The organism is Brevibacterium sp. (assembly GCF_031179145.1).
GTDB lineage: Bacteria > Actinomycetota > Actinomycetes > Actinomycetales > Brevibacteriaceae > Brevibacterium.
The window spans coordinates 1-18,692 of record NZ_JAPSIB010000033.1; the positions used below are offsets into that span (position 1 = coordinate 1).

At 65.8% G+C, this 18,692-nt stretch carries 20 protein-coding genes; 13 read left to right on the forward strand and 7 right to left on the reverse strand.

Annotated features, from left to right (window positions below; genetic code table 11):
- Positions 1-246, forward strand: a 246-nt coding sequence (locus RIT73_RS16555) for a hypothetical protein (protein WP_309133204.1), incomplete at its 5' end; no start/stop codon positions are given.
- A gap of 201 nt (positions 247-447) precedes the next feature.
- Here the strand turns inward: RIT73_RS16555 and RIT73_RS16560 are convergent.
- Positions 448-1,122 carry an SOS response-associated peptidase gene (locus tag RIT73_RS16560; RefSeq protein ID WP_375295024.1) on the reverse strand — a complete coding sequence of 225 codons (675 nt, stop codon included), beginning with the start codon at positions 1,120-1,122 and terminating at the stop codon, positions 448-450.
- A 52-nt stretch (positions 1,123-1,174) separates the two neighbouring features.
- Here RIT73_RS16560 and RIT73_RS16565 point away from each other — a divergent pair, with 52 nt between their 5' ends.
- The 5 genes from RIT73_RS16565 (at position 1,175) to RIT73_RS16585 (ending at position 5,866) form a co-directional block, all read left to right on the forward strand.
- Positions 1,175-1,690: a MarR family transcriptional regulator gene (locus tag RIT73_RS16565; protein ID WP_309133206.1), complete on the forward strand. Its 516-nt coding sequence runs from the start codon at positions 1,175-1,177 to the stop codon at positions 1,688-1,690.
- 117 nt (positions 1,691-1,807) lie between these two features.
- Positions 1,808-2,974: an acyl-CoA dehydrogenase family protein gene (locus tag RIT73_RS16570; RefSeq protein WP_309133207.1), complete on the forward strand. Its 1,167-nt coding sequence runs from the start codon at positions 1,808-1,810 to the stop codon at positions 2,972-2,974.
- A gap of 1 nt (position 2,975) precedes the next feature.
- A complete protein-coding gene (locus RIT73_RS16575) occupies positions 2,976-4,028 on the forward strand; it encodes an enoyl-CoA hydratase/isomerase family protein (protein WP_309133208.1) in 1,053 nt (350 codons plus the stop codon).
- Positions 4,025-4,801, forward strand: coding sequence for an enoyl-CoA hydratase (locus RIT73_RS16580; protein WP_309133209.1), 777 nt, complete (start codon positions 4,025-4,027; stop codon positions 4,799-4,801). The genes RIT73_RS16575 and RIT73_RS16580 overlap by 4 nt, the downstream gene beginning before the upstream one ends.
- Before the next feature lie 78 nt (positions 4,802-4,879).
- The gene (locus tag RIT73_RS16585) at positions 4,880-5,866 is read left to right on the forward strand and encodes a nitronate monooxygenase family protein (RefSeq protein WP_309133210.1); all 987 of its coding nucleotides are present in this window, start codon (positions 4,880-4,882) and stop codon (positions 5,864-5,866) included.
- Positions 5,867-5,936: 70 nt separating this feature from the next.
- On the opposite strand, the gene RIT73_RS16590 is transcribed toward RIT73_RS16585, so the two are convergent.
- The gene (locus RIT73_RS16590) at positions 5,937-6,998 is read right to left on the reverse strand and encodes a phosphatase domain-containing protein (RefSeq protein ID WP_309133211.1); all 1,062 of its coding nucleotides are present in this window, start codon (positions 6,996-6,998) and stop codon (positions 5,937-5,939) included.
- 2 nt (positions 6,999-7,000) lie between these two features.
- Positions 7,001-7,999 (reverse strand): tryptophan--tRNA ligase, encoded by a 999-nt coding sequence (trpS, locus tag RIT73_RS16595; protein WP_309133212.1) that lies wholly within the window; start codon positions 7,997-7,999, stop codon positions 7,001-7,003.
- Between the two features lie 367 nt (positions 8,000-8,366).
- On the opposite strand from trpS, the gene RIT73_RS16600 reads away from it, so the two are divergent.
- Both RIT73_RS16600 and RIT73_RS16605 read left to right on the forward strand, forming a co-directional pair.
- On the forward strand, positions 8,367-8,687 hold the full coding sequence (locus RIT73_RS16600; RefSeq protein WP_309133213.1) for a multidrug efflux SMR transporter: 321 nt from the start codon (positions 8,367-8,369) through the stop codon (positions 8,685-8,687).
- Positions 8,687-9,010: a multidrug efflux SMR transporter gene (locus tag RIT73_RS16605; protein WP_309133223.1), complete on the forward strand. Its 324-nt coding sequence runs from the start codon at positions 8,687-8,689 to the stop codon at positions 9,008-9,010. The genes RIT73_RS16600 and RIT73_RS16605 overlap by 1 nt, the downstream gene beginning before the upstream one ends.
- Here the strand turns inward: RIT73_RS16605 and RIT73_RS16610 are convergent.
- Positions 9,004-9,825 carry an exodeoxyribonuclease III gene (locus RIT73_RS16610; protein ID WP_309133214.1) on the reverse strand — a complete coding sequence of 274 codons (822 nt, stop codon included), beginning with the start codon at positions 9,823-9,825 and terminating at the stop codon, positions 9,004-9,006. The two genes, RIT73_RS16605 and RIT73_RS16610, sit on opposite strands and share 7 nt — an antisense overlap.
- 85 nt (positions 9,826-9,910) lie before the next feature.
- Between RIT73_RS16610 and RIT73_RS16615 the strand changes: the two genes are divergently transcribed.
- Positions 9,911-10,399: a GNAT family N-acetyltransferase gene (locus RIT73_RS16615; RefSeq protein WP_309133215.1), complete on the forward strand. Its 489-nt coding sequence runs from the start codon at positions 9,911-9,913 to the stop codon at positions 10,397-10,399.
- A 116-nt stretch (positions 10,400-10,515) separates the two neighbouring features.
- On the opposite strand, the gene RIT73_RS16620 is transcribed toward RIT73_RS16615, so the two are convergent.
- Positions 10,516-11,397 carry a bifunctional methylenetetrahydrofolate dehydrogenase/methenyltetrahydrofolate cyclohydrolase gene (locus RIT73_RS16620; protein ID WP_309133216.1) on the reverse strand — a complete coding sequence of 294 codons (882 nt, stop codon included), beginning with the start codon at positions 11,395-11,397 and terminating at the stop codon, positions 10,516-10,518.
- Positions 11,397-12,671, reverse strand: coding sequence for a serine hydroxymethyltransferase (gene glyA / locus RIT73_RS16625; RefSeq protein ID WP_309133217.1), 1,275 nt, complete (start codon positions 12,669-12,671; stop codon positions 11,397-11,399). Before glyA ends, RIT73_RS16620 begins: the two co-directional genes overlap by 1 nt.
- Positions 12,672-12,919: 248 nt before the next feature.
- On the opposite strand from glyA, the gene purU reads away from it, so the two are divergent.
- The 4 genes from purU (at position 12,920) to RIT73_RS16645 (ending at position 18,307) form a co-directional block, all read left to right on the forward strand.
- Complete coding sequence (gene purU / locus RIT73_RS16630) at positions 12,920-13,768, forward strand: formyltetrahydrofolate deformylase (protein ID WP_309133218.1); 849 nt, start codon at positions 12,920-12,922, stop codon at positions 13,766-13,768.
- A gap of 73 nt (positions 13,769-13,841) precedes the next feature.
- Entirely contained in the window at positions 13,842-15,437 is a 1,596-nt protein-coding gene (locus tag RIT73_RS16635; protein ID WP_309133219.1) for a phenylacetate--CoA ligase family protein, read from the forward strand.
- Positions 15,438-15,440: 3 nt separating this feature from the next.
- A complete protein-coding gene (locus RIT73_RS16640; protein WP_309133220.1) occupies positions 15,441-15,944 on the forward strand; it encodes a hypothetical protein in 504 nt (167 codons plus the stop codon).
- A gap of 2 nt (positions 15,945-15,946) precedes the next feature.
- Positions 15,947-18,307, forward strand: a complete 2,361-nt coding sequence (locus RIT73_RS16645) for a hypothetical protein (RefSeq protein WP_309133221.1) — start codon at positions 15,947-15,949, stop codon at positions 18,305-18,307.
- A gap of 60 nt (positions 18,308-18,367) precedes the next feature.
- Here the strand turns inward: RIT73_RS16645 and RIT73_RS16650 are convergent.
- A partial coding sequence (locus tag RIT73_RS16650; protein ID WP_309133222.1) for a hypothetical protein occupies positions 18,368-18,692 on the reverse strand: 325 nt, incomplete at its 5' end.

Sequence of the window (18,692 nt, forward strand, 5' to 3'; positions counted from 1 at the left end):
TTGTTGTCTTACCAGAAAAATATTTCTGGCATCATATTCAAACAAACACGCTATTGGATTCTCAAACCACAAACACTCACCCACCATCCAACACACAAACATGTGCCGAACACCAGGGGCATTGGTTTTGGTGCTGTACGCTTCTCAGCTCGCCGCACCGGGCGGTTCTCAACTCTACAGCGTTGTTCTCATCTTTGCAACTCGGAGTTCATCTCCGATTCGCTCCGATGGGCTCTGCTGGAGTGAAGCTGCCCGACCTTGCGGCCTGGCAACTCCGCCTACACTACACACTTCATTCGGGCACCGCAACACGGCCCGCGACCCCAATCGTGTCTCGCGCCCCGACACCGCAATTCGCCGGACAGGTCCAACCCGCTTCTGCCCCGGAATCACGCGGAATCGACTGCTGCACGCTGCCACGGGATGGTTCGAAATCCGAGGTTCAGGTCACGCCACCGGCGCTGCAAGCTCAGGAGAGTCGTTGCGCACGTTCCCCACGCTCTGGTCGACCTTGTGCCTGGTCACAGCCGCCGGATCGACGAGGGACAGCGTCTCTTCGAGCAGCGCCGGCACCGCGTTGGTCGTCACCGTCGGGTCGATCCAGTCGCCGATGTTCTCCTTGCCGAGGAAGACCGGCATCCTGTGATGGAGCTCCTGCAGATGACCTTCCGCCGGCGCCGTGAGAATCGACGTCGACACGAGCCAGCTCTGATCGGGTTGCCGCCAGAACTCGAACACCCCTGCCATGAAGAGGTGGTCGCGACCAGCGGATGACATCAGCCACGGCTGCTTGCCGTCCTCGATGTTCTCCCATTCGTAATAGCCGGCAACGGGAACCGCGCACCGGCGCCGGCGGATCGCCTGGCGGAACATCGGCTTCTCGAGCACGGTCTCGGATCTGGCATTGAACGCCTTGAAACCGATCTTGACGTCCTTGGCCCATCCGGGGACGAGTCCCCAGGACGCGGTCTCCAGTCGGCGGGTCAACTGCCCCTCATCGTCGAGCCGTTCGACGACGATCGGCACCGACGCCCCCGGTGGGACGTTGTAGCGCGGCGTGTATTCGTAGGACACGATGTCGAGGCGGAGCTCATCGGCGAGATCTGCCGGATCGAGAGACATATTCAAACGGCCGCACATGCGCTCATCCTCTCATTTCACTACACTGTCGACAATGGCGGCCGATAAGAAAACAGCGGAGAAGTTCGATCCGATCGAGGAGTCCAGGCGGCAATGGCTGTTCCATGGTTGGACCGAAGCCACGGACGGAATGAACACTGTGATCTCCGTGATGCGTATCCACCAGCTGTTCCTGGCCAAGGTCGACGCCGCCCTCAAGCCGTTCGCGCTCACCTTCTCCCGCTATGAGGTCCTGACTCTGCTGTCATTCACCCGGACGGGAATGCTCCCGATGTCGAAGATCTCCGCCCGTCTGCAGGTGCACGCGACATCGACGACCAATTCGGTCGACCGGCTGGAGAAGGCTGGGCTGGTCAAGCGCCGCAGCCACCCGGACGACCGCCGCACCACCCTGGTCGAACTCACGGATGCTGGGCGCGAACTCTCCGCCCGGGCCACGACGGCGCTCAACGAACAGGTCTTCACCTCTCCTGCCCTGGCCGGAGCCGACCTCGACGCGATCCTCCCCCAGCTCGAATCGCTGCGCTTCGAACTCGAGAATCACGCCTGACTGAAGAACCACGCACCGCCCGAGGTCTCCCTCGCATTTTAGTTGGACGTCCTAGTATTTTCTCCGTATCGTAGTGAACGTCATCACTCGTTCGCATTCGAACACCCTGGAGGAACAATGCCTCGCAGCACCGCAGCTGCCCTGCCGTTCGGTCTCACCGAAGAACAGCAGACCATCGCCGGCATGGTCCGTGAGTTCTCCGACGAGCATTTCGCCCCCTATGCGATGGACTGGGACGCCAACCACCACTTCCCCGTCGATGTGATCAAACGCAGCGCGGAGCTCGGCATGGGCGGCATCTACGTCCGGGAGGAATCCGGCGGCGCCGGCATGGGACGGATGGATGCCGCACTGATCTTCGAAGCGCTGTCCACCGGCTGCCCCTCGGTGGCGGCCTACATCTCCATCCACAACATGGTGGCGTGGATGATCGACAAGTACGGCAACGCCGAGCAGAAGGACAGGTTCCTCGCTCCCCTCGTCTCGATGGACCATCTCGGCAGCTACTGTCTGACCGAGCCCAACGCCGGCTCCGACGCCGCCGCTCTGCGCACCTCGGCGCGGGAGGACGGGGATTCCTACGTCCTCAACGGGGTCAAGCAGTTCATCTCGGGGGCGGGCACCAGCGAAACCTACCTCGTGATGGCCCGGAGCGGACAGGACGGCCCGCGCGGGATCTCGGCATTCATCGTCGAGAAGGACACCGAGGGACTGAGTTTCGGCCCCAATGAGCAGAAGATGGGGTGGCGGGCTCAGCCCACCCGGCAGGTCATCATGGAGAACGTCCGCGTCCCCAAGGAGAACCTCCTCGGCGAGGTGGGTCAGGGATTCAAGATCGCCATGTCCGGGCTCGACGGCGGCCGCCTCAACATCGGGGCCTGCTCTCTCGGCGGTGGACAGGCTGCGCTGGAGAAGGCCATCGAGTACATGGGCGAGCGCCAGGCGTTCGGCACCGAGCTCACCGGCTTCCAGGCCCTGCGGTTCCAGCTGGCGGAGATGCAGACCAAGCTCGAGGCCGCCCGGTCCCTGCTGTGGCGCGCGGCCAACGCCTACGATGCGGGCGACCCGAACACCTCTCTCCTGTCCGCGATGGCGAAGCTGACGGCCACCGACGCCGGATTCGACGTCGCCAACAGATCGCTGCAATTGCACGGCGGCTATGGCTATCTGACAGAGTATGGAATTGAGAAGCTGGTGCGGGACCTGCGAGTCCATCAGATTCTGGAAGGGACCAACGAGATCATGCGCGTGATCATCTCGCGCAAGAGCACAGGAGTGGGCTGATATGACGACGACCGAACCGCCGGCAGAACCGACAGTGATCACCTCGAGCAGCAATGGGGTCGGTCGGATCGAGCTCAACCGGCCCAAGCTGATCAATGCGCTCAGCCAGGAGATGGTGGGCCTCATCGACGACGCACTGGCGAGGTGGCGCGACGACGATGTGATCACTTCGGTTCTCGTCACCGGTCGCGGGGACCGCGGACTGTGCGCCGGCGGTGACATCAAAGCCGTCTACAACGACCTCGTGGCCGGCACGAACGAGAACGCGCGGTTCTGGAACCGTGAGTACAAGATGAACCACGCGATCTCCGTGTTCCCCAAGCCCTACGTCGTCGTCATGAACGGGATCACGATGGGCGGCGGCGTCGGCATCTCCGGACATGGCTCCCACCGCATCGTCACCGACTCGACCAAGCTCGGGATGCCCGAGACCGGCATCGGCCTCTTCCCCGACGTCGGCGCCACCCATCTGCTCGCCAACGCTCCCGGAGAACTGGGAACGCACCTCGCACTGACCGGCCAGCCCGTCGGACCGGGGGCCGCTGTGGCCCTGCGCCTGGCCGATCATTACGTCCCCGAGGCGGACATCGACGATCTCATCGCTGACCTCGCCGACGGCGGTGATGTCCAGACCGTCATCGACCGCTACGCCGCCGAACCACCGGAGAATGAGCTCGCGGACGCCGCAGCCTGGATCAACGAATGCTATCGGGGCGAGAAGGTCGAGGACATCCTCGCCGCCCTGGCCGCCCATGAGAACCCGGACGCCAACGCCGCAGCGGAGCTCATCGGAACCCGCGCACCCACCTCGGTGAAGGTGACCCTGGCCGCCCTGCGGAAGGCCGCGCACATGACCCTCGCCGAAGTGCTCGAACAGGACTACCGCATCGCCGTCGCGATGACCGAGCGTCCCGACCTCAGAGAGGGAATCCGCGCCCAGGTCATCGACAAGGACCGCAACCCACGGTGGTCCCCCGCCACGCTCGCCGAGGTCGACGACGCGACCATCACCGGCATCCTCACCACCGCCCACGAAGAGAAGGTCTTCTCATGAGCGAATACGCCACCATCCTCACTTCCGCCGACGCCGGCGTCGCGACGATCACGATCAACCGGCCGAAGGCGCTCAACGCCCTGAATCTGCAGGTGCTCACCGACATCACCGACGCGGCAGCCGCCTTCGACGCCGACGACTCCGTCAAGGCGATCATCATCACCGGCAGCGAGAAGGCCTTCGCCGCAGGCGCCGACATCAAGGAGATGGCCGACCTCGACTTCGCCACCGCGTTCAAGGCCGACTGGTTCGCCGGGTGGAGCAGGCTCACCGCCGTCCGCAAGCCGATCATCACGGCTGTCGGCGGCTACGCCCTCGGCGGCGGCTGCGAGCTGGCGATGATGGGAGACATCCTCATCGCTGCGACGACGGCGAAGTTCGGCCAGCCCGAGATCAACCTCGGCGTCCTGCCGGGCATGGGCGGCTCCCAGCGTCTGACCCGCGCGGTCGGCAAGGCCAAGGCCATGGATCTGTGCCTGACGGGACGGATGATGGACGCCGAAGAGGCCGAGCGCTCGGGTCTCGTTGCTCGCGTCGTCTCCCCCGAGGATCTCCTGAGCACGGCGAACGAGATCGCCCAGGCGATCGCGGCGAAGTCTCGCATCGCCTCGGCGATGGTCAAGGAAGCGGTCAACGCGGCCTTCGAGATGCCTCTTGAACAGGGGCTGCGCTATGAGCGCAGGCTCTTCCACTCGGCGCTGGCGACGAACGATCAGTCGGAGGGCATGGCCGCGTTCGTCGAGAAGCGCGCGGCCGATTTCACCGACTCCTGAGAGCGCCTGCCGCAGCCGAGGCGACTTTAACGTCTGTTCGGTTAGAGTGGGAACTGTTCATTCATCCAAGGAGGCATCGTGAACCTTTCCGCCAACCTGCACTCTCGGCTGCGGCTCCCGGTCGTCGGCTCGCCGATGTTCATCGCATCGGGCCCCGATCTGGTCAAGGCCCAATGCCAGTCCGGGATCATCGGAGCATTCCCCACTCTCAACGCGCGCCCAGCGTCCATGCTGGTCGACTGGCTCGACGAGATCACCGAATCCAATGCGAACTTCAGCGCCGCCAGTCCGGAATCGCCGGCCGCGCCGTTCGCCGTCAACCTCATCGTCCACCGGTCGAACAACCGTCTGGAGACCGACCTCGCCGAGGTGGTCGCCCACCAGGTGCCGATCGTGATCACCTCCCTGGGTGCCAGAGAAGAGGTCAATGACGCGGTGCACTCCTACGGCGGAGTCGTCCTCCACGATGTCATCAACAACCGGTTCGCCCACAAGGCCGTGGAGAAGGGCGCCGACGGCGTCATCGCCGTCGCTGCGGGCGCCGGCGGCCATGCCGGGGCGCTGTCCCCCTTCGCCCTGGTCCAGGAGATCAGGTCCTGGTTCGACGGACCGCTGCTGCTCTCGGGAGCGATCTCCCACGGGCGCTCGATCCTCGCCGCGTTGGCTGCGGGTGCCGACTACGCCTACATCGGATCGGCGTTCCTCTCCACGGCCGAGGCCAACGTCGTCGAGGAGTACAAGCAGATGATCGTCGACTCGAGCGCCGATGACGTCGTCTACTCGAACTACTTCACCGGCGTCAAGGGCAACTATCTGCGCGGCTCGATCATCGCGGCCGGACTCGATCCGGACAATCTGCCCGAGGCGGATCCGACGAAGATGGACTTCGGCACCGATGAGAAGTCCGAGTCCAAGGCCTGGAAGGACATCTGGGGCTCGGGTCAGGGCATCGGCGCACTCACCTCGAAGCGCACCACGGCCGAGCTCGTCGACCAGCTCGCCGCCGAATTCGCTGTCGCCCGCGAGGAGCTGCTCGGGCGTGTGAGCGCCCCCTGCCTGTCCTGAACCTCCGGCCGGAAGCAGCAGAGCGCGCGCCCCATTGCGGGCGCGCGCTCTGCGCATTCACGAGTCCCCCTCAGATTCCGGAGATGATCCCGCGTTCGGTCAGCCGGGAGGCGAAGCCGGCTCCGTCCTCGGCGTAGATCCACGGCACTCCCTGACCGCGACCGTGCCTCCGGGAGCGGCCGCCGGCCCAGACCGCCTCTCCGACGGTGAGCTGACGGATCGCCACGGCCGCGACGTTCTCCGGGTGGTTCTCGACGAACTCCGAGTAGATCTCCTCGTCGTTCTGCCCGTCATCGCCGACGAGGAGCCACTTCATCCACGGGAAGTCCCGCGCCAGCCGCTCGAGGGTGTTGCGCTTGTGCTCCTTGCCCGAGCGGAACACACGGGTGGTCGTCGGTCCCCAGTCGGTGAGCAGCAGCGGACCCTCCGGATAGAGGTTGCGGCCGAGGAAGCGCTTGATCGTCAAGGCCGAGTTCCAGGCACCGGTCGAGAGGTAGAGGATCGGCGTCGGCCGCATATAGGTGATCCGGTCGTAGAGCACGGCCATGCCGGCCACGGGCGATCGGGCGTGCTCGCTGATGACGAACGTGTTCCACGCCGCCAGGAAGGGACGCGGCAGGGAGGTGACCATGATCGTGTCATCGATGTCGGAGATGATGCCGAAGCTCGAGTCCTCTCCGATGATCCGCACTGTCGCCGAATCGACGAGGGAACCGTCGGTCCACAGCTCGATCTCGGTCTCCCCCGGCTGGAAGTCTCCGGGGATGACCGTGTCGATGATCCCGCCGCGGTCGGAGGTGACCATGTGCTCTTCGTCGTTGATGCGCACCCATGCCGTGTCATTGGGCAGCGGGACATTGACGAAGGACTTCCACCCCCTGATGCTCGCGGCCAGGTCTGCCGCCGGCTGACCCGTGGGGGTGAGGATGAGCCGGGCGAGAACCCGGATCCATCCGGTGCCGCCGTAGGTGTCATAGGCGATGACGGTGCGATGGTAGCTGTGCGAGACCGCCTTGCCCTGGATCCAACGATTGAATCGGTCCTCCATCCGGGCCGCAGTGTGCAGCATGTCCGGAGTCAGGTTGTTCGGAGTCAGATTGCGCGGTCCCTCGTCGGGTGTCTTCCCGCCCACGATCAGATGAACCCGACTTTGTCGTACACCTGGCGCAGCGTCGCCTCGGCGATCTCATTGGCCTTGGCCGCACCGTCGTCGAGGATGCGGTGGAGCTGCGCGCGGTCGTCGAGGAGCTCGCGGGTGCGTTCGCGCACCGGCGTCAGCGCCTCGACCGCGATCTCGGCGAGGTCGACCTTGAGGTGGCCGTACATCTTGCCCTCGTAGTCGGTGACGATGTCCTCGATCGGGCGCGAGGTCAGCGACGAGTAGATGGTCAGCAGGTTCGACACTCCGGGTTTGGCCTCGCGATCGAACCTGATCTCGGTGCCGTCATCGGTGACCGCGGACTTGATCTTCTTCGTCAGCGCCTTGGGCTCGTCGAGGATGTCGATCCGACCAGCCGGGCTCGGCAGGGACTTCGACATCTTCGCGACCGGATTCTGCAGGTCATAGATCTTCGCGGTGGTCTTGAGGATCTGCGGTTCGGGCACCACGAAGGTCTCGCCGAAGCGGTGGTTGAAGCGCTCTGCGAGGTTGCGGGTGAGCTCGAGGTGCTGGCGCTGGTCCTCCCCGACAGGAACCATCTGCGGGTTGTAGAGGAGGATGTCGGCGGCCATCAGCGCCGGGTAGGTGAGCAGGCCGAGCGAGACATGCTCCTGCTTGGAGGACTTGTCCTTGAACTGCGTCATCCGGGTGGCCTCACCCATCGAGGTGGTGCACTCGAGCACCCATGACAGCCGCGGGTGCGCCGGCACCTGAGACTGGACGAAGATCGTCGACTTCTCCGGGTCGAGGCCCGCGGCGAGGAACTGAGCGGCGGTGCGCAGGGTGCGCTCACTCAGCTCCCGGGGGTCCTGTTCGACGGTGATCGCGTGCATGTTCGCGATGAAGTAGAAGGCGTCGTGCGACTCCTGATGGACCACGAACTGCTGCAGGGCTCCGATGTAGTTGCCCAGATGCAGGGAATCGGAGGTGGCTTGGATACCGGAGACAGTGCGTGGCTGGTGAGAAATCGTCATGCCCCTATGATGCCACTTCAGCCGGGAGGGTCCGCGAACCGGTGAGACGGCGGAAGGCAGTCGCGCCAGACCCGGGTCGCGGTCGAGACGGACCTGCGCATCCCTCCGTCCCAGCAGTCGAGAAGCGGCGGTAGAGTGTTGTCGGATATCACACCGTTCGCCGAGCTTCCTTACATCTCCCCTGTATCGGGAAGCCCCGCGATTCAATCACCCGCTCAACGAGGAGGATCGACTTGTCGGTTGAATACGTCAGGACCGAAGAGGAAACGCCGACATGGAGCGATCAAGGGCGCGATGGGTGAGATGCAGTTCTCGCGCGACCTCACTGACGACCAGGATCGCAAATCCACGGCGCGCTGCTGCTGACATGCGCAGATGGATGTTCCTCGGGGGCGCGATCCTCGCCGAGGTGACCGGAACCCTGTCGATGAAGGCAGCCCTCGACTCCCCGATCCTCTACGTCGTCATGGGTGTCGGCTATGCCGCGGCCTTCGTCCTCCTCAGCCTCACCCTGCGCTGCGGCATGCCGCTGGGCGTCGCCTATGGGATCTGGGGCGCCACGGGCGTGGCGCTGACGGCGGTCCTGTCGCTCGTCTTCTTCGGTGAACCTCTGACCCCGATGATGATCGCGGGGATCGCCTGCATCATGGTCGGGGTGGTTCTCGTCGAAACCGGTGGTGATCGATGATCGCCTGGTCTCTCCTCATCGTCGCGATCCTGCTGGAGGTCGGCGCGACCATCTGCCTGCGCATGGCGGCGGTCGGCGGATCGAAGTGGTGGTATGCCGCCGTTGGAACAGGTTACGTCGTCTCCTTCGGCCTGCTCAGCCTCACCCTGCGCACCGGGTTCCCCCTCGGCGTCGCATATGGGATCTGGGCGGCGACGGGAGTCGCACTCACCGCCCTGGCCGGGCGGCTTCTGTTCCAAGAGCGGCTGACCCGGACGATGACAGCCGGCATCGGGCTGATCATCGTCGGGGTCATCCTCGTCGAGGTCGGCTCCGCCTACTGAGCCTGCTGCGGGGCCGGAAGCTCGTAGTCGATGACCAGAGGGGCGTGGTCGGACCACCGGGTGTCCCAGCTGGGTGCCTTGTCGACGGTCGCCCTGACCGCGGTCTCCGCCAGCCCCGGAGTCGCCATGTGGTAGTCGATGCGCCACCCTGTGTCGTTGTCGAATGCCTGCCCGCGCATCGACCACCAGGTGTAAGGCCCGTCGACGTCTCCGCTGAGCTTCCGATGGACATCGACCCAGCCGAGATCTGAGAAGAAGCCGTCGAAGTAGGCCCGCTCCTCGGGCAGGAATCCGGCCTTCTTCCGATTTGCCTTCCAGTTCTTGAGGTCGCGTTCCGTGTGGCAGACGTTGAGGTCGCCGGTGACCAGCGCATGATCGGCGTGGGCGGCGAGCTCCGGCATCCGCACCGTCATCAGGTCCAGGAACCTGTACTTGTCCTCCTGCTTGGGAGTGCCGGCCTCACCGGAATGGACATAGGCCGACACCAGCGTCAGCAGTGAACCGTCACCGAGGCGGTAGTCCGTCTCCACCCAGCGACCGGCGCGGTCGAAGTAGCCGTCAGCACCGATTCCGGTCCTGACCTCAACCGGCTGCGTGCGGGCCATGACGGCGACTCCGGCCCGGCCCTTCGCCTCGGCGTCGTGGCTGGTCGTCGTGTACCCGGACTCCTCGAGGAGCTTGACGGCGATGTCGTCGGCAGCCCTGACTTCCTGCAGGGTGATGAAGTCGGGGTTCGAATTCTCGAGCCAGGTGGGCATGCCCTTTCTCCAGGCTGCGCGGATTCCGTTGACGTTGACTGTGGCGATGCGAATCATGAGTCCAATCATGACATGCGCGCACTACTCAACAGTGACCAGGCGTTATACAGTTGTGGAGACACTGGATGTATCAGGAGGCGCAATGGCTGAGAATGAGACCTTCGACCCCGAGCAGCTGACGATCAGCCCGCTCGACGAAGTGGACGCGCAGGAGATGCGGGAGTACCTGCTGGGTGCACAGAAGAACTTCTGGGGCGAACGAGATCTCAGTGCCGCGCACGATTCCTATTGGTTCCGCCAGTTCGTATCCTCGGGGCTCGTCGCCCGTTACCGGTCGGAGATCGTCGGCTATCTCCTCGGCGCGATTCCGTACGACGGTCCCGCCTACATCCACCTGGTCGCCGCACGGTCGGATTTCCGACACAAAGGCATCGGGCGCCGCCTCTACAACGCGTTCCTCGAGCATGCCAAGAGGCTCGGCGTCGAATGCGTCCAGGCGACGACACTGCCCGACCACTCGGGCACGATCTCCTTCCATTCGTCTCTCGGCTTCCACGGTGAGCTCGTCGAGGACTACGCCGGCCCCGGCAATTCGCGAGTGCTGTTCGAACTCAAACTCCACGACGACTGACGGTGCCCGGGGTCGAACTCCCGGAACCGACGAAGGAGGGCGGCTGCATCAGCGCAGCCGCCCTCCTTCGTCTCGTCGTCGGTCAGACTCCGAACCTGCCGTCGTCGGTCAGACTCTCAGCCCGCCGCGCGCTCGGCGGAGTCGACGACGTTCTTCAGCAGCAGCGCCCGGGTCATCGGGCCCACTCCACCGGGGTTGGGAGAGACCCATCCGGCCACCTCGGCGACGCCGGGATCGACGTCACCGACGATCTTCGACTTTCCGGTCTCTTCCTCGACCTCGCGAGAGACTCCCACGTCGAGGACGACGGCCCCGGGCTTGACCGCATCCGCGGTCACGATCCGGGCGGCTCCCGCAGCGGCCACGATGATGTCCGCCGAGCGCAGGAGCTCGGGCAGATTCGTCGTACCGGTGTGTGTCAGGGTCACGGTGGCGTTGAACTCACGACGGGTCAGCAGCGCGCCGATCGAGCGGCCCACAGTGACTCCGCGGCCGATCACGACGACATGTTTACCGGCCAGTTCGATCCCGTTGCGCGTCATCAGCTCGATGACCCCGCGCGGAGTGCACGGCAGGGGCGTGGTGATCTCCCTGTTGACGTTGAGCATCAGTCGGCCGAGATTCGTCGGGTGCAGACCGTCCGCGTCCTTGGCCGGGTCGATGCGCTCGAGGACCTTGTCGGTGTCGATGTGGTCCGGCAGCGGCAGCTGCACGATGTAGCCGGTGCACTCGTCGTTGGCATTGAGTTCGTCGAGGACGGCGAGCAGTTCGTCCTCGCTCACCGTCTCCGGCAGGTCACGCCGGATCGACTGGATGCCGACATCGGCGCAGTCGCGGTGCTTGCCGGCCACGTACCACTTCGACCCGGGATCCTCACCGACGAGGACCGTGCCCAGGCCGGGGACGATGCCTTTGTCGGCCAGAGTGGAGACGGTGGCGCGCAGTTCGTCCTTGATCTGATTCGCGCAGGCCTTGCCGTCGAGAACCTGTGCGCTCATCAGTACTGCTCCAATCCGTCGTAGAGGGGGAACGACTCGCTGAGCTTGCCCACCCGGGCGGCCAGAGCTTCGACGTCGGCTCCCGGCTTGAGGGATTCGGCGATGACGTCGGCGACCTCGGTGAATTCGGCGTCGCCGAAGCCGCGGGTGGCCAGCGCCGGCGTGCCGATGCGCAGACCGGAGGTGACCATCGGAGGACGCGGATCGAAGGGCACCGCGTTGCGGTTGACGGTGATCCCGACCTCGTGGAGGAGGTCTTCGGCCTGCTGCCCGTCGAGGGCGGAGTTGCGCAGATCGACGAGGACGAGGTGGACGTCGGTTCCGCCGGTGAGCACTGTGGCGCCCGCCTCGGCGACGTCCTGGGCCATCAGACGTTCGGCCAGGATCTGGGCGCCGCGCAGGGTGCGCTCCTGCCGGTCCTTGAACTCATCGGAGGCTGCGAGCTTGAACGCCACGGCCTTCGCCGCCACCACGTGCATGAGCGGTCCGCCCTGCTGTCCGGGGAAGACGGCCGAGTTGAGCTTCTTCGCGTACTCCTCCTTGCCGAGGATGAACCCGGAGCGGGGTCCGCCGATGGTCTTGTGCACCGTCGAGGACACGACGTCGGCGAACGGAACCGGGTTCGGGTGGAGGCCCGCGGCGACGAGTCCGGCGAAGTGGGCCATGTCGACCCACAGCTTCGCACCGACTTCGTCGGCGATGTCGCGGAAGGCCTGGAAGTCGAGCTGACGCGGGTATGCCGACCAGCCGGCGACGATGACGTTCGGGCGGTGTTCGAGGGCCCGCTCACGCACCTTGTCCATGTCGATGCGGTAGGTGTCGGGGTCGACCTCGTAGGAGGCGACGTCGTAGAGGCGACCGGAGAAGTTGATCTTCATCCCGTGGGTGAGGTGACCGCCGTGGGCCAGGGACAGGCCGAGCATCTTGTCACCCTGGCGGGCGAGCGCGTGCATGACGGCCGCGTTCGCGGAGGCGCCGGAGTGAGGCTGGACGTTCGCGTACTCCGCACCGAACAGGCTCTTCGCTCTCTCGATGGCGAGGTTTTCGGCGACATCGACGTATTCGCAGCCACCGTAGTAGCGCTTGCCGGGGTATCCCTCGGCGTACTTGTTGGTCAGCACTGACCCCTGTGCCTCGAGCACGGCACGCGGCACGAAGTTCTCCGAGGCGATCATCTCCAGCGTCGAGCGCTGTCTGCTCAGCTCCTGGTCGAGGACTTCGGCGATCTGTGGATCGAGGTCTGCAAGCGAGGCCTGCATAGAGGATTCGGTCATATGTACACTCCTGTGGCGTCCAAGTGGGGGCAGGGGGCGGCGATCTCGTCATCCGCGAGCGACCCCCGACAATGCTAACAGCGAACGTCCGCGCGAAGTCGTGCGGTCCCACGGAATCCGCACGGTGGAAACCCCACGGATTCCGCACGATTCGGGGCCTTGTCGCCCCGGCTGCCGCGCCTTCGATCGAGCCGCTGGTCAGAGGCACTGCGGTCCGGGCTATTCGGGGAAAGCTAGACTCAAGGTCCATGAGCCGAGAATGGATCCTGCGAATCAGCTGCCCCGATACGACCGGAATCGTCCACGCCGTGACCGGAGTTCTCGCCGGCCTCGGTTCGAACATCACCGAGTCCCAGCAGTTCTCCTCTCCCGATTCGCAGCAGTTCTTCCTCCGCCTGCAGTTCGTCACCCCGAGTACCCAGGCGACTGATCTCGAGGCCGCCCTCGCCGAGGTGGCCCGCCGTCACGACATGAGCCTGAGCCTGCAGCCGGTGGAGAAGAGGACCCGTACGCTGGTGCTCGTGTCGAAGGCCGCGCACTGCCTCAACACGCTGCTGTTCCAGCAGAGCTCGGGTCAGCTGCCGATCGACATCGTCGGCGTCGCAGGCAACCACGACTCCCTGCGGCCCCTGGCCGAGTTCCATGGCCACGACTTCCATCACATCCCCATCACCCCCGAGACCAGAGCCGACGCCGAGGCCGCCCTGACCCGCCTCGTCGAGGAGCTCGACGTCGAACTCATCGTCCTCGCCCGCTATATGCAGATCCTGTCCCCCGAGCTCTGCGCCCGGCTCGACGGACGAGTCATCAACATCCATCATTCCTTCCTCCCGAGCTTCAAAGGCGCCAAGCCCTACCACCAGGCCCATGCCCGCGGAGTCAAGATCATCGGCGCGACCGCCCATTACGTCACCTCCGACCTCGACGAGGGACCGATCATCGAACAGGACGTGGCGCGCGTCGACCACAACCGCAGCATCGTCGACTTCATCCAGCGCGGTCAGGACGTCGAGGCTTCCGTCCTCGCCCGTGCTGTGCGCTGGCACGCCGAGGGCCGGGTCCTCATGGACGGCCACCGCACCGTCGTCTTCAACTGAAGCGAGGTGGCGAAGCTGTGACAATTCCCGTTCCCGGGCCCACGCCCGGGGTGATCTGGGTTACTGTCACGGTATGGAGAAGACTCAACCGGCGGCATCCGACCTCAAGCGCCTGCCGATCCCCCGCGGTCCGGTCAACCTCGCCCGCCAGGCCGTCCTGCGGGTCGCCAATGTCGGCCTGACGGCCGCGTACGGCGCCTATCGGATGCATCCGGCGATCTGGCGTTTCACCGCCAAGCACTACCATCCGCGTCTGGAGCCGTTTGCGAAGCTCAATGCTTGGATGATCTGCCAGCAGGCCTCCCTCGACGTCCCCGCCTACCAGGACTACCTGGCCCGCACCGGCTTCACCTTCCGCTGGTGGGATCTCGAGTCCTACACACCCACCTCGAAGGACGAATTCGTCCGCCGCTACAGCGAGGAGCACCGCTGCTGGGGCGGAAGGATCGAACGCATCGGCACGGTCGTCGACGAGTCCTCCGGCTCCTCGGGGACGCCGTTCAACTGGATGCGGTCGAAGCGCGAGCTCGACACGGTGCACAAGAACGTCGCCGGCTACGTTACGATGCTCTTCGGGAATGCGGACCTGTTCTGCATCAACGCCTTCTCGATGGGGGCGTGGGCCACCGGCACGAACACTGGACTGGCGATGGCGAAGGTCGCGATGGTCAAGAACACCGGTCCCGACCTCGACAAGATCATCGACACGATGCGTCATTTCGGGCCCGGGCACACCTACCTCGTCAGCGCCTATCCCCCGTTCCTCAAACACCTTGCCGACCGTCTGGATGCCGAGTCCGGTGCCTGGGCCGACTACCGGATCAACGGCTTCGTCGGCGGGGAAGCCATGACCGAAGGGCTGCGCGACTACCTGGAGAAGCGCTTCGACCGGGTGTACTCGGGCTACGGCGCCTCGGATCTCACGATCGGGATGGCCGGGGAATCCGACCTTTCCGTCGTCATCCGCCGCGCCCTGGCCCATGACCTCGACTTCCGCGCCAGGGTCCTCGGCTCGGACGAGTCCCGCATCCCCATGGTCTTCCAGTACAACCCCTTGGAGACCTATCTGGAGACCACCGCCGAGGGTGAGCTCGTCGTGACGATCAACTCCGCGGCGGTGATGAGTCCCAGGCTGCGCTACAACATCGGGGACGAGGCGACGCTCATCGACTTCCCGACGATGGTCGAGCTCACCCGCGCCCACCCGGAGCTCGCCCGCCAATGCTCACGCGCCTTCTCCGGCAACGGGATGAAGCTGCCGTTCGTCCTCCTCTTCGGCCGCTCCGATTCCACGATCTCCTACATGGGGGCCAACATCTATCCCCTCGACATCGAGAACGGACTGTACCGCGACAACTCTCAGGCCCACCTCATCGAGTCGTTCCGGATCGAGCTGCGCGAAGTCGCCGACTTCGAGGAACGACCCACCCTCCACATCCAGCTGCGGGACGAGGCCCCGCACATGAGTGAGGCCGAGCGGGAGCAGCTGGCCCGGGCGATTCGTCAGGGCGTACTCGACCATCTGTGCTCGGTCTCGCGTGATTTCGCACAGAGCATGCAGGAGGACCCGACGACCGCCCAGATCCAGATCGAGATCCACCCGCATGCCACCGGCCCCTTCGCCGAGGCGAACGCCAAGATCAAGAACGTGTACCTGGTCAGGAGCTGAGCGATGCGATCGAACGACTTCTCCCAAGCCCCGCCCCAGGCCCGCGCCGAGGTGTTCTTCCTCGGTGCGAACAGGTACCGCAGTCCGCTCGCCATGCTGGGGCAGATCCGCCGCTGGCCGAAGGTCGCCCGCGCGCTGCGGACGGCGCCCGGGTATCTGTGGCACCGCAGCTACTTCGAGGTGCCCGACCGGATCGGGCTGATGGTCGCCTTCGCATCGCAGGATGACCTGATGCGCTACGCCCGCACGCCCGAGCACCGGGAGATCATGAAGTGGCTGGTCGGCAGCGGCGAGAGGTCACCGGCCAGGGGCGGCTTCATCCGCATCCTCCGCGCCGAGGAGTGGGGCTACACGAACGGCGAGTTCCGGGCCGAGGACGGGCGCCTGGGAATGATCGACGAATTCACGAAGCTCAGTTCGGAAGAGTCACTCCCCGGCACCGACCCGCCGGGCCCCGGATCCGACCGGCCGGGCCCCGGATCCGGTTCTGGTTCCCGGGGCCGGTGAGCATGAGCGCGGAGCGCGTCGCCACCCCAGCGCAGCTGCGCGACTTCATCGACGTGGCTCCGCGTCTGGCCCATGAGCGGGGAGAGACCGACCACTGGGTGCCGCTGTTCGCCGCGGACATCGCCCAGTGGCACAAGGGCACCGGATGGTTCGCCGAGGCGGTGGAGTTGTGGCTGCTCCGCGACACATCCGGCGGGCCGGTGGCCCGAATGATCTGCCATCGCTCACCGGCCCTGGCGGCGAAGCTCGCGCACTCCGATGACGATTCTGCCCCTCCCCCGCCCACGCTCTTCTTCGGCGCACTCGAAGCCGCGGACGCGGACGTGCTCCGAGAACTCATCGACCTCATCCGCACCCGTGCCGTCGACCTTCGCTGCGACCGGGTGTTCGGGCCGGTCTCGCCCCTGCCCAACGTCACCGGCGGCCTGCTCACCGGCGGTGCGCAGCATCCCGGCTTCTTCGACACCGTCTGGAACCCCGAGTTCTTCGCCGACGAATTCCTCCGTTCAGGTTTCGCTCCGTGGGGCCGGGCACACACCTGGGAGGTCAGGGTCGGCGACATCCCCGCGGCGCGCGCGACAGCGCCGAGTCCCGGCGAGTGGGAGGCCAGAGGACTGCGGAGGCGACCGGTCACCCGCCTCGGCGTCGGTGCCTTTGCCCATCGGCTCCTGCCCACTCTCAACGCGGCCTTCGCCGCGCTCCCCTATTACACGCAGATCTCGCCGGCACAGCTGAAAGCGCAGATGTCCGGCCTGCCGGCGCTGATGGACCCCGATCTCGTCGTCGACGTCGTCGGGCGCGACGATCCCGACGATGCCCCACCGCGCTGCTTCGCCCTCGTCATCCCCGATCCCCTCGCAGTCCTGCGCCGTCACGAGGGAAGGATGGGGCCTGCCACGGTCACCGATCTGCTGCTGCATCGGCGAGCGCTGCGCGACGCTGTCCTCATCATCCAGGGCACCGCCCCGCAGCACCAGGGACAGGGATTCCTGTCCCTGGTGATCCGCGAGCTCAACTCCGCGCTCGTCGCCGGAGGTTACCGGAGGCTGCGGGTCACGTTCATCGCCGAGGACAATCCCGCCTCGGCGAAGGTGTTCGCCGCCTCCGGCGGCAGACCTCTGCACGAACTCGCCTTCTTCGAGACGAAGGTCGGCGCGGATCCGGCGAACATCAAGGAGCTCTTCGCGCACGCTGCGCGTTCTCCCTCTGCGCACAATGCTCAGCCATGGGTGCCACGCCTCGTCCGAGCGCCGGCCCAGGTCGGTGCGGAGGCCAAGGTCGGTGCGGAGGCCAACGAGGACCCTCAGCCCGCCGAGGTGGTCGTCACCGTCGATCCGACCCGTTGCCTGCCTGCCGGCGACCCCGAGCACCTCGACCTGCATCTCGCGATGGGCTGCTGGGTCGAGAGCTTCTCGATCGCCGCCGCCGAGGTGGGCCTTGACGTCGGTCTCGACTCCGTCGAGGGGCGCGGTCCCGACCTGGAGATCCGACTGCGCCTCCAGGCGAGCGCTGACGGCGCACTGCTCAACGGCGGTGCCTGGCCACGTTTCACCACCGCTGATCTCCACCATCGGCAGGTCGATCGGGGCCCACTGGCGCGAGACGACGAGGCCTTCTCGACCGCATTCGCACAGATCAACGAGGCGCTCTCTGACCTCCGACTCAGGCTCGTCATCGTGCCAGACGCCCTGTGGCGGACTCTGCTCGGCCGAGCGTCGATCGCGACGACCTCGCGTCCGCGGATCTTCGCCGAGGCACTGGACTGGTGCCGGTTCGACAAGCGGGACCCACGGTACTTCGAAGACGGGCTGACTGCCGAATGCCTGCGGCTCTCGCCGGTCCTGGCGCTGCCCGGGTCACGGCTCAACATCCCCGCGCTGCGCCGGTTGATCGCAGCAGGCGCAGCCGGCGCCGTGCTCCCTGTCAGCGTCGTCGCCAAGATCCTCGCGGCCCGCCGACTCTCGGCCGCTGAGGTCGGGAGCCGATTCGACCGCGGAGGGGATGCCGAGATGACAGCGGACCGCCGCGGCGACCGCAGGTTGCCAGGGCCCCATCACGTGATCCTGGTGGCGGAGGAGACTGCCGGAACGCGCTGCTCGACCAGGCGCGAACTGGACATGGGCCGGAACCTGCTGCGGACATGGCTGCTGTTCGACCGATTCGGTCTGCGCGTCGATGTGCACTCCGAGCTCAAGGACTGCCCGGAGACGAATCAGAGTCTGCGCCAGTTCCTCGCTCGGGCCGACTCGACTTCCTCCTCCGCGTCGGCAGGGCCGAAGCAGCGCAGTCCCCGGCCGGTGGCCGCCTTCACGGTCGGCCGCTCGCGCACTCCCGTACCGCGGTCGCATCGCAAGCCGACATGACGGCGACAGGTCACGAGGACGAACGCACGTCTCGACGACGAGGGCCGAACCCTGACTGCGCTACGCTGCGTCCTCCTTGGTGGCCAGTACGGCGTCCGGTGCAGACGCGTCCACGAACAGTTCGGGGCCGCTGTCCACAGATGATTCGGCCGCCCACTCTGCGTCGACTGCGGTGGTGGGTCGTGAGAGATCGAGGTACCTGGTCGGCTGCGCCTGAGGGGTCGGGTGCAAAGTGGTTCCCGCTGTCGGCGAGACCTTTCGCATCGTGGCGAGAATAGCCCGGTACGCCCGCTTGCAGTTCTCTGTGCGCGATAGAGTGAACGTCCTCCTCCGCCGTTCGGCATATTCGCCGAGGCCGGGGTGCGTCCCCGCGACGAGTTCTGCC

What these genes read in the sequence shown, in the direction of transcription:
- RIT73_RS16560 (WP_375295024.1), bottom strand. Translation starts at nt 1,122, where the DNA reads ATGTCTCTCGATCCGGCAGATCTCGCCGATGAGCTCCGCCTCGACATC.
- RIT73_RS16565 (WP_309133206.1), top strand. Translation starts at nt 1,175, where the DNA reads ATGGCGGCCGATAAGAAAACAGCGGAGAAGTTCGATCCGATCGAGGAG.
- RIT73_RS16570 (WP_309133207.1), top strand. Translation starts at nt 1,808, where the DNA reads ATGCCTCGCAGCACCGCAGCTGCCCTGCCGTTCGGTCTCACCGAAGAA.
- RIT73_RS16575 (WP_309133208.1), top strand. Translation starts at nt 2,976, where the DNA reads ATGACGACGACCGAACCGCCGGCAGAACCGACAGTGATCACCTCGAGC.
- RIT73_RS16580 (WP_309133209.1), top strand. Translation starts at nt 4,025, where the DNA reads ATGAGCGAATACGCCACCATCCTCACTTCCGCCGACGCCGGCGTCGCG.
- trpS (WP_309133212.1), bottom strand. Translation starts at nt 7,999, where the DNA reads ATGACGATTTCTCACCAGCCACGCACTGTCTCCGGTATCCAAGCCACC.
- RIT73_RS16600 (WP_309133213.1), top strand. Translation starts at nt 8,367, where the DNA reads ATGCGCAGATGGATGTTCCTCGGGGGCGCGATCCTCGCCGAGGTGACC.
- RIT73_RS16610 (WP_309133214.1), bottom strand. Translation starts at nt 9,825, where the DNA reads ATGATTCGCATCGCCACAGTCAACGTCAACGGAATCCGCGCAGCCTGG.
- RIT73_RS16615 (WP_309133215.1), top strand. Translation starts at nt 9,911, where the DNA reads ATGGCTGAGAATGAGACCTTCGACCCCGAGCAGCTGACGATCAGCCCG.
- RIT73_RS16620 (WP_309133216.1), bottom strand. Translation starts at nt 11,397, where the DNA reads ATGAGCGCACAGGTTCTCGACGGCAAGGCCTGCGCGAATCAGATCAAG.
- glyA (WP_309133217.1), bottom strand. Translation starts at nt 12,671, where the DNA reads ATGACCGAATCCTCTATGCAGGCCTCGCTTGCAGACCTCGATCCACAG.
- purU (WP_309133218.1), top strand. Translation starts at nt 12,920, where the DNA reads ATGAGCCGAGAATGGATCCTGCGAATCAGCTGCCCCGATACGACCGGA.
- RIT73_RS16635 (WP_309133219.1), top strand. Translation starts at nt 13,842, where the DNA reads ATGGAGAAGACTCAACCGGCGGCATCCGACCTCAAGCGCCTGCCGATC.
- RIT73_RS16640 (WP_309133220.1), top strand. Translation starts at nt 15,441, where the DNA reads ATGCGATCGAACGACTTCTCCCAAGCCCCGCCCCAGGCCCGCGCCGAG.
- RIT73_RS16645 (WP_309133221.1), top strand. Translation starts at nt 15,947, where the DNA reads ATGAGCGCGGAGCGCGTCGCCACCCCAGCGCAGCTGCGCGACTTCATC.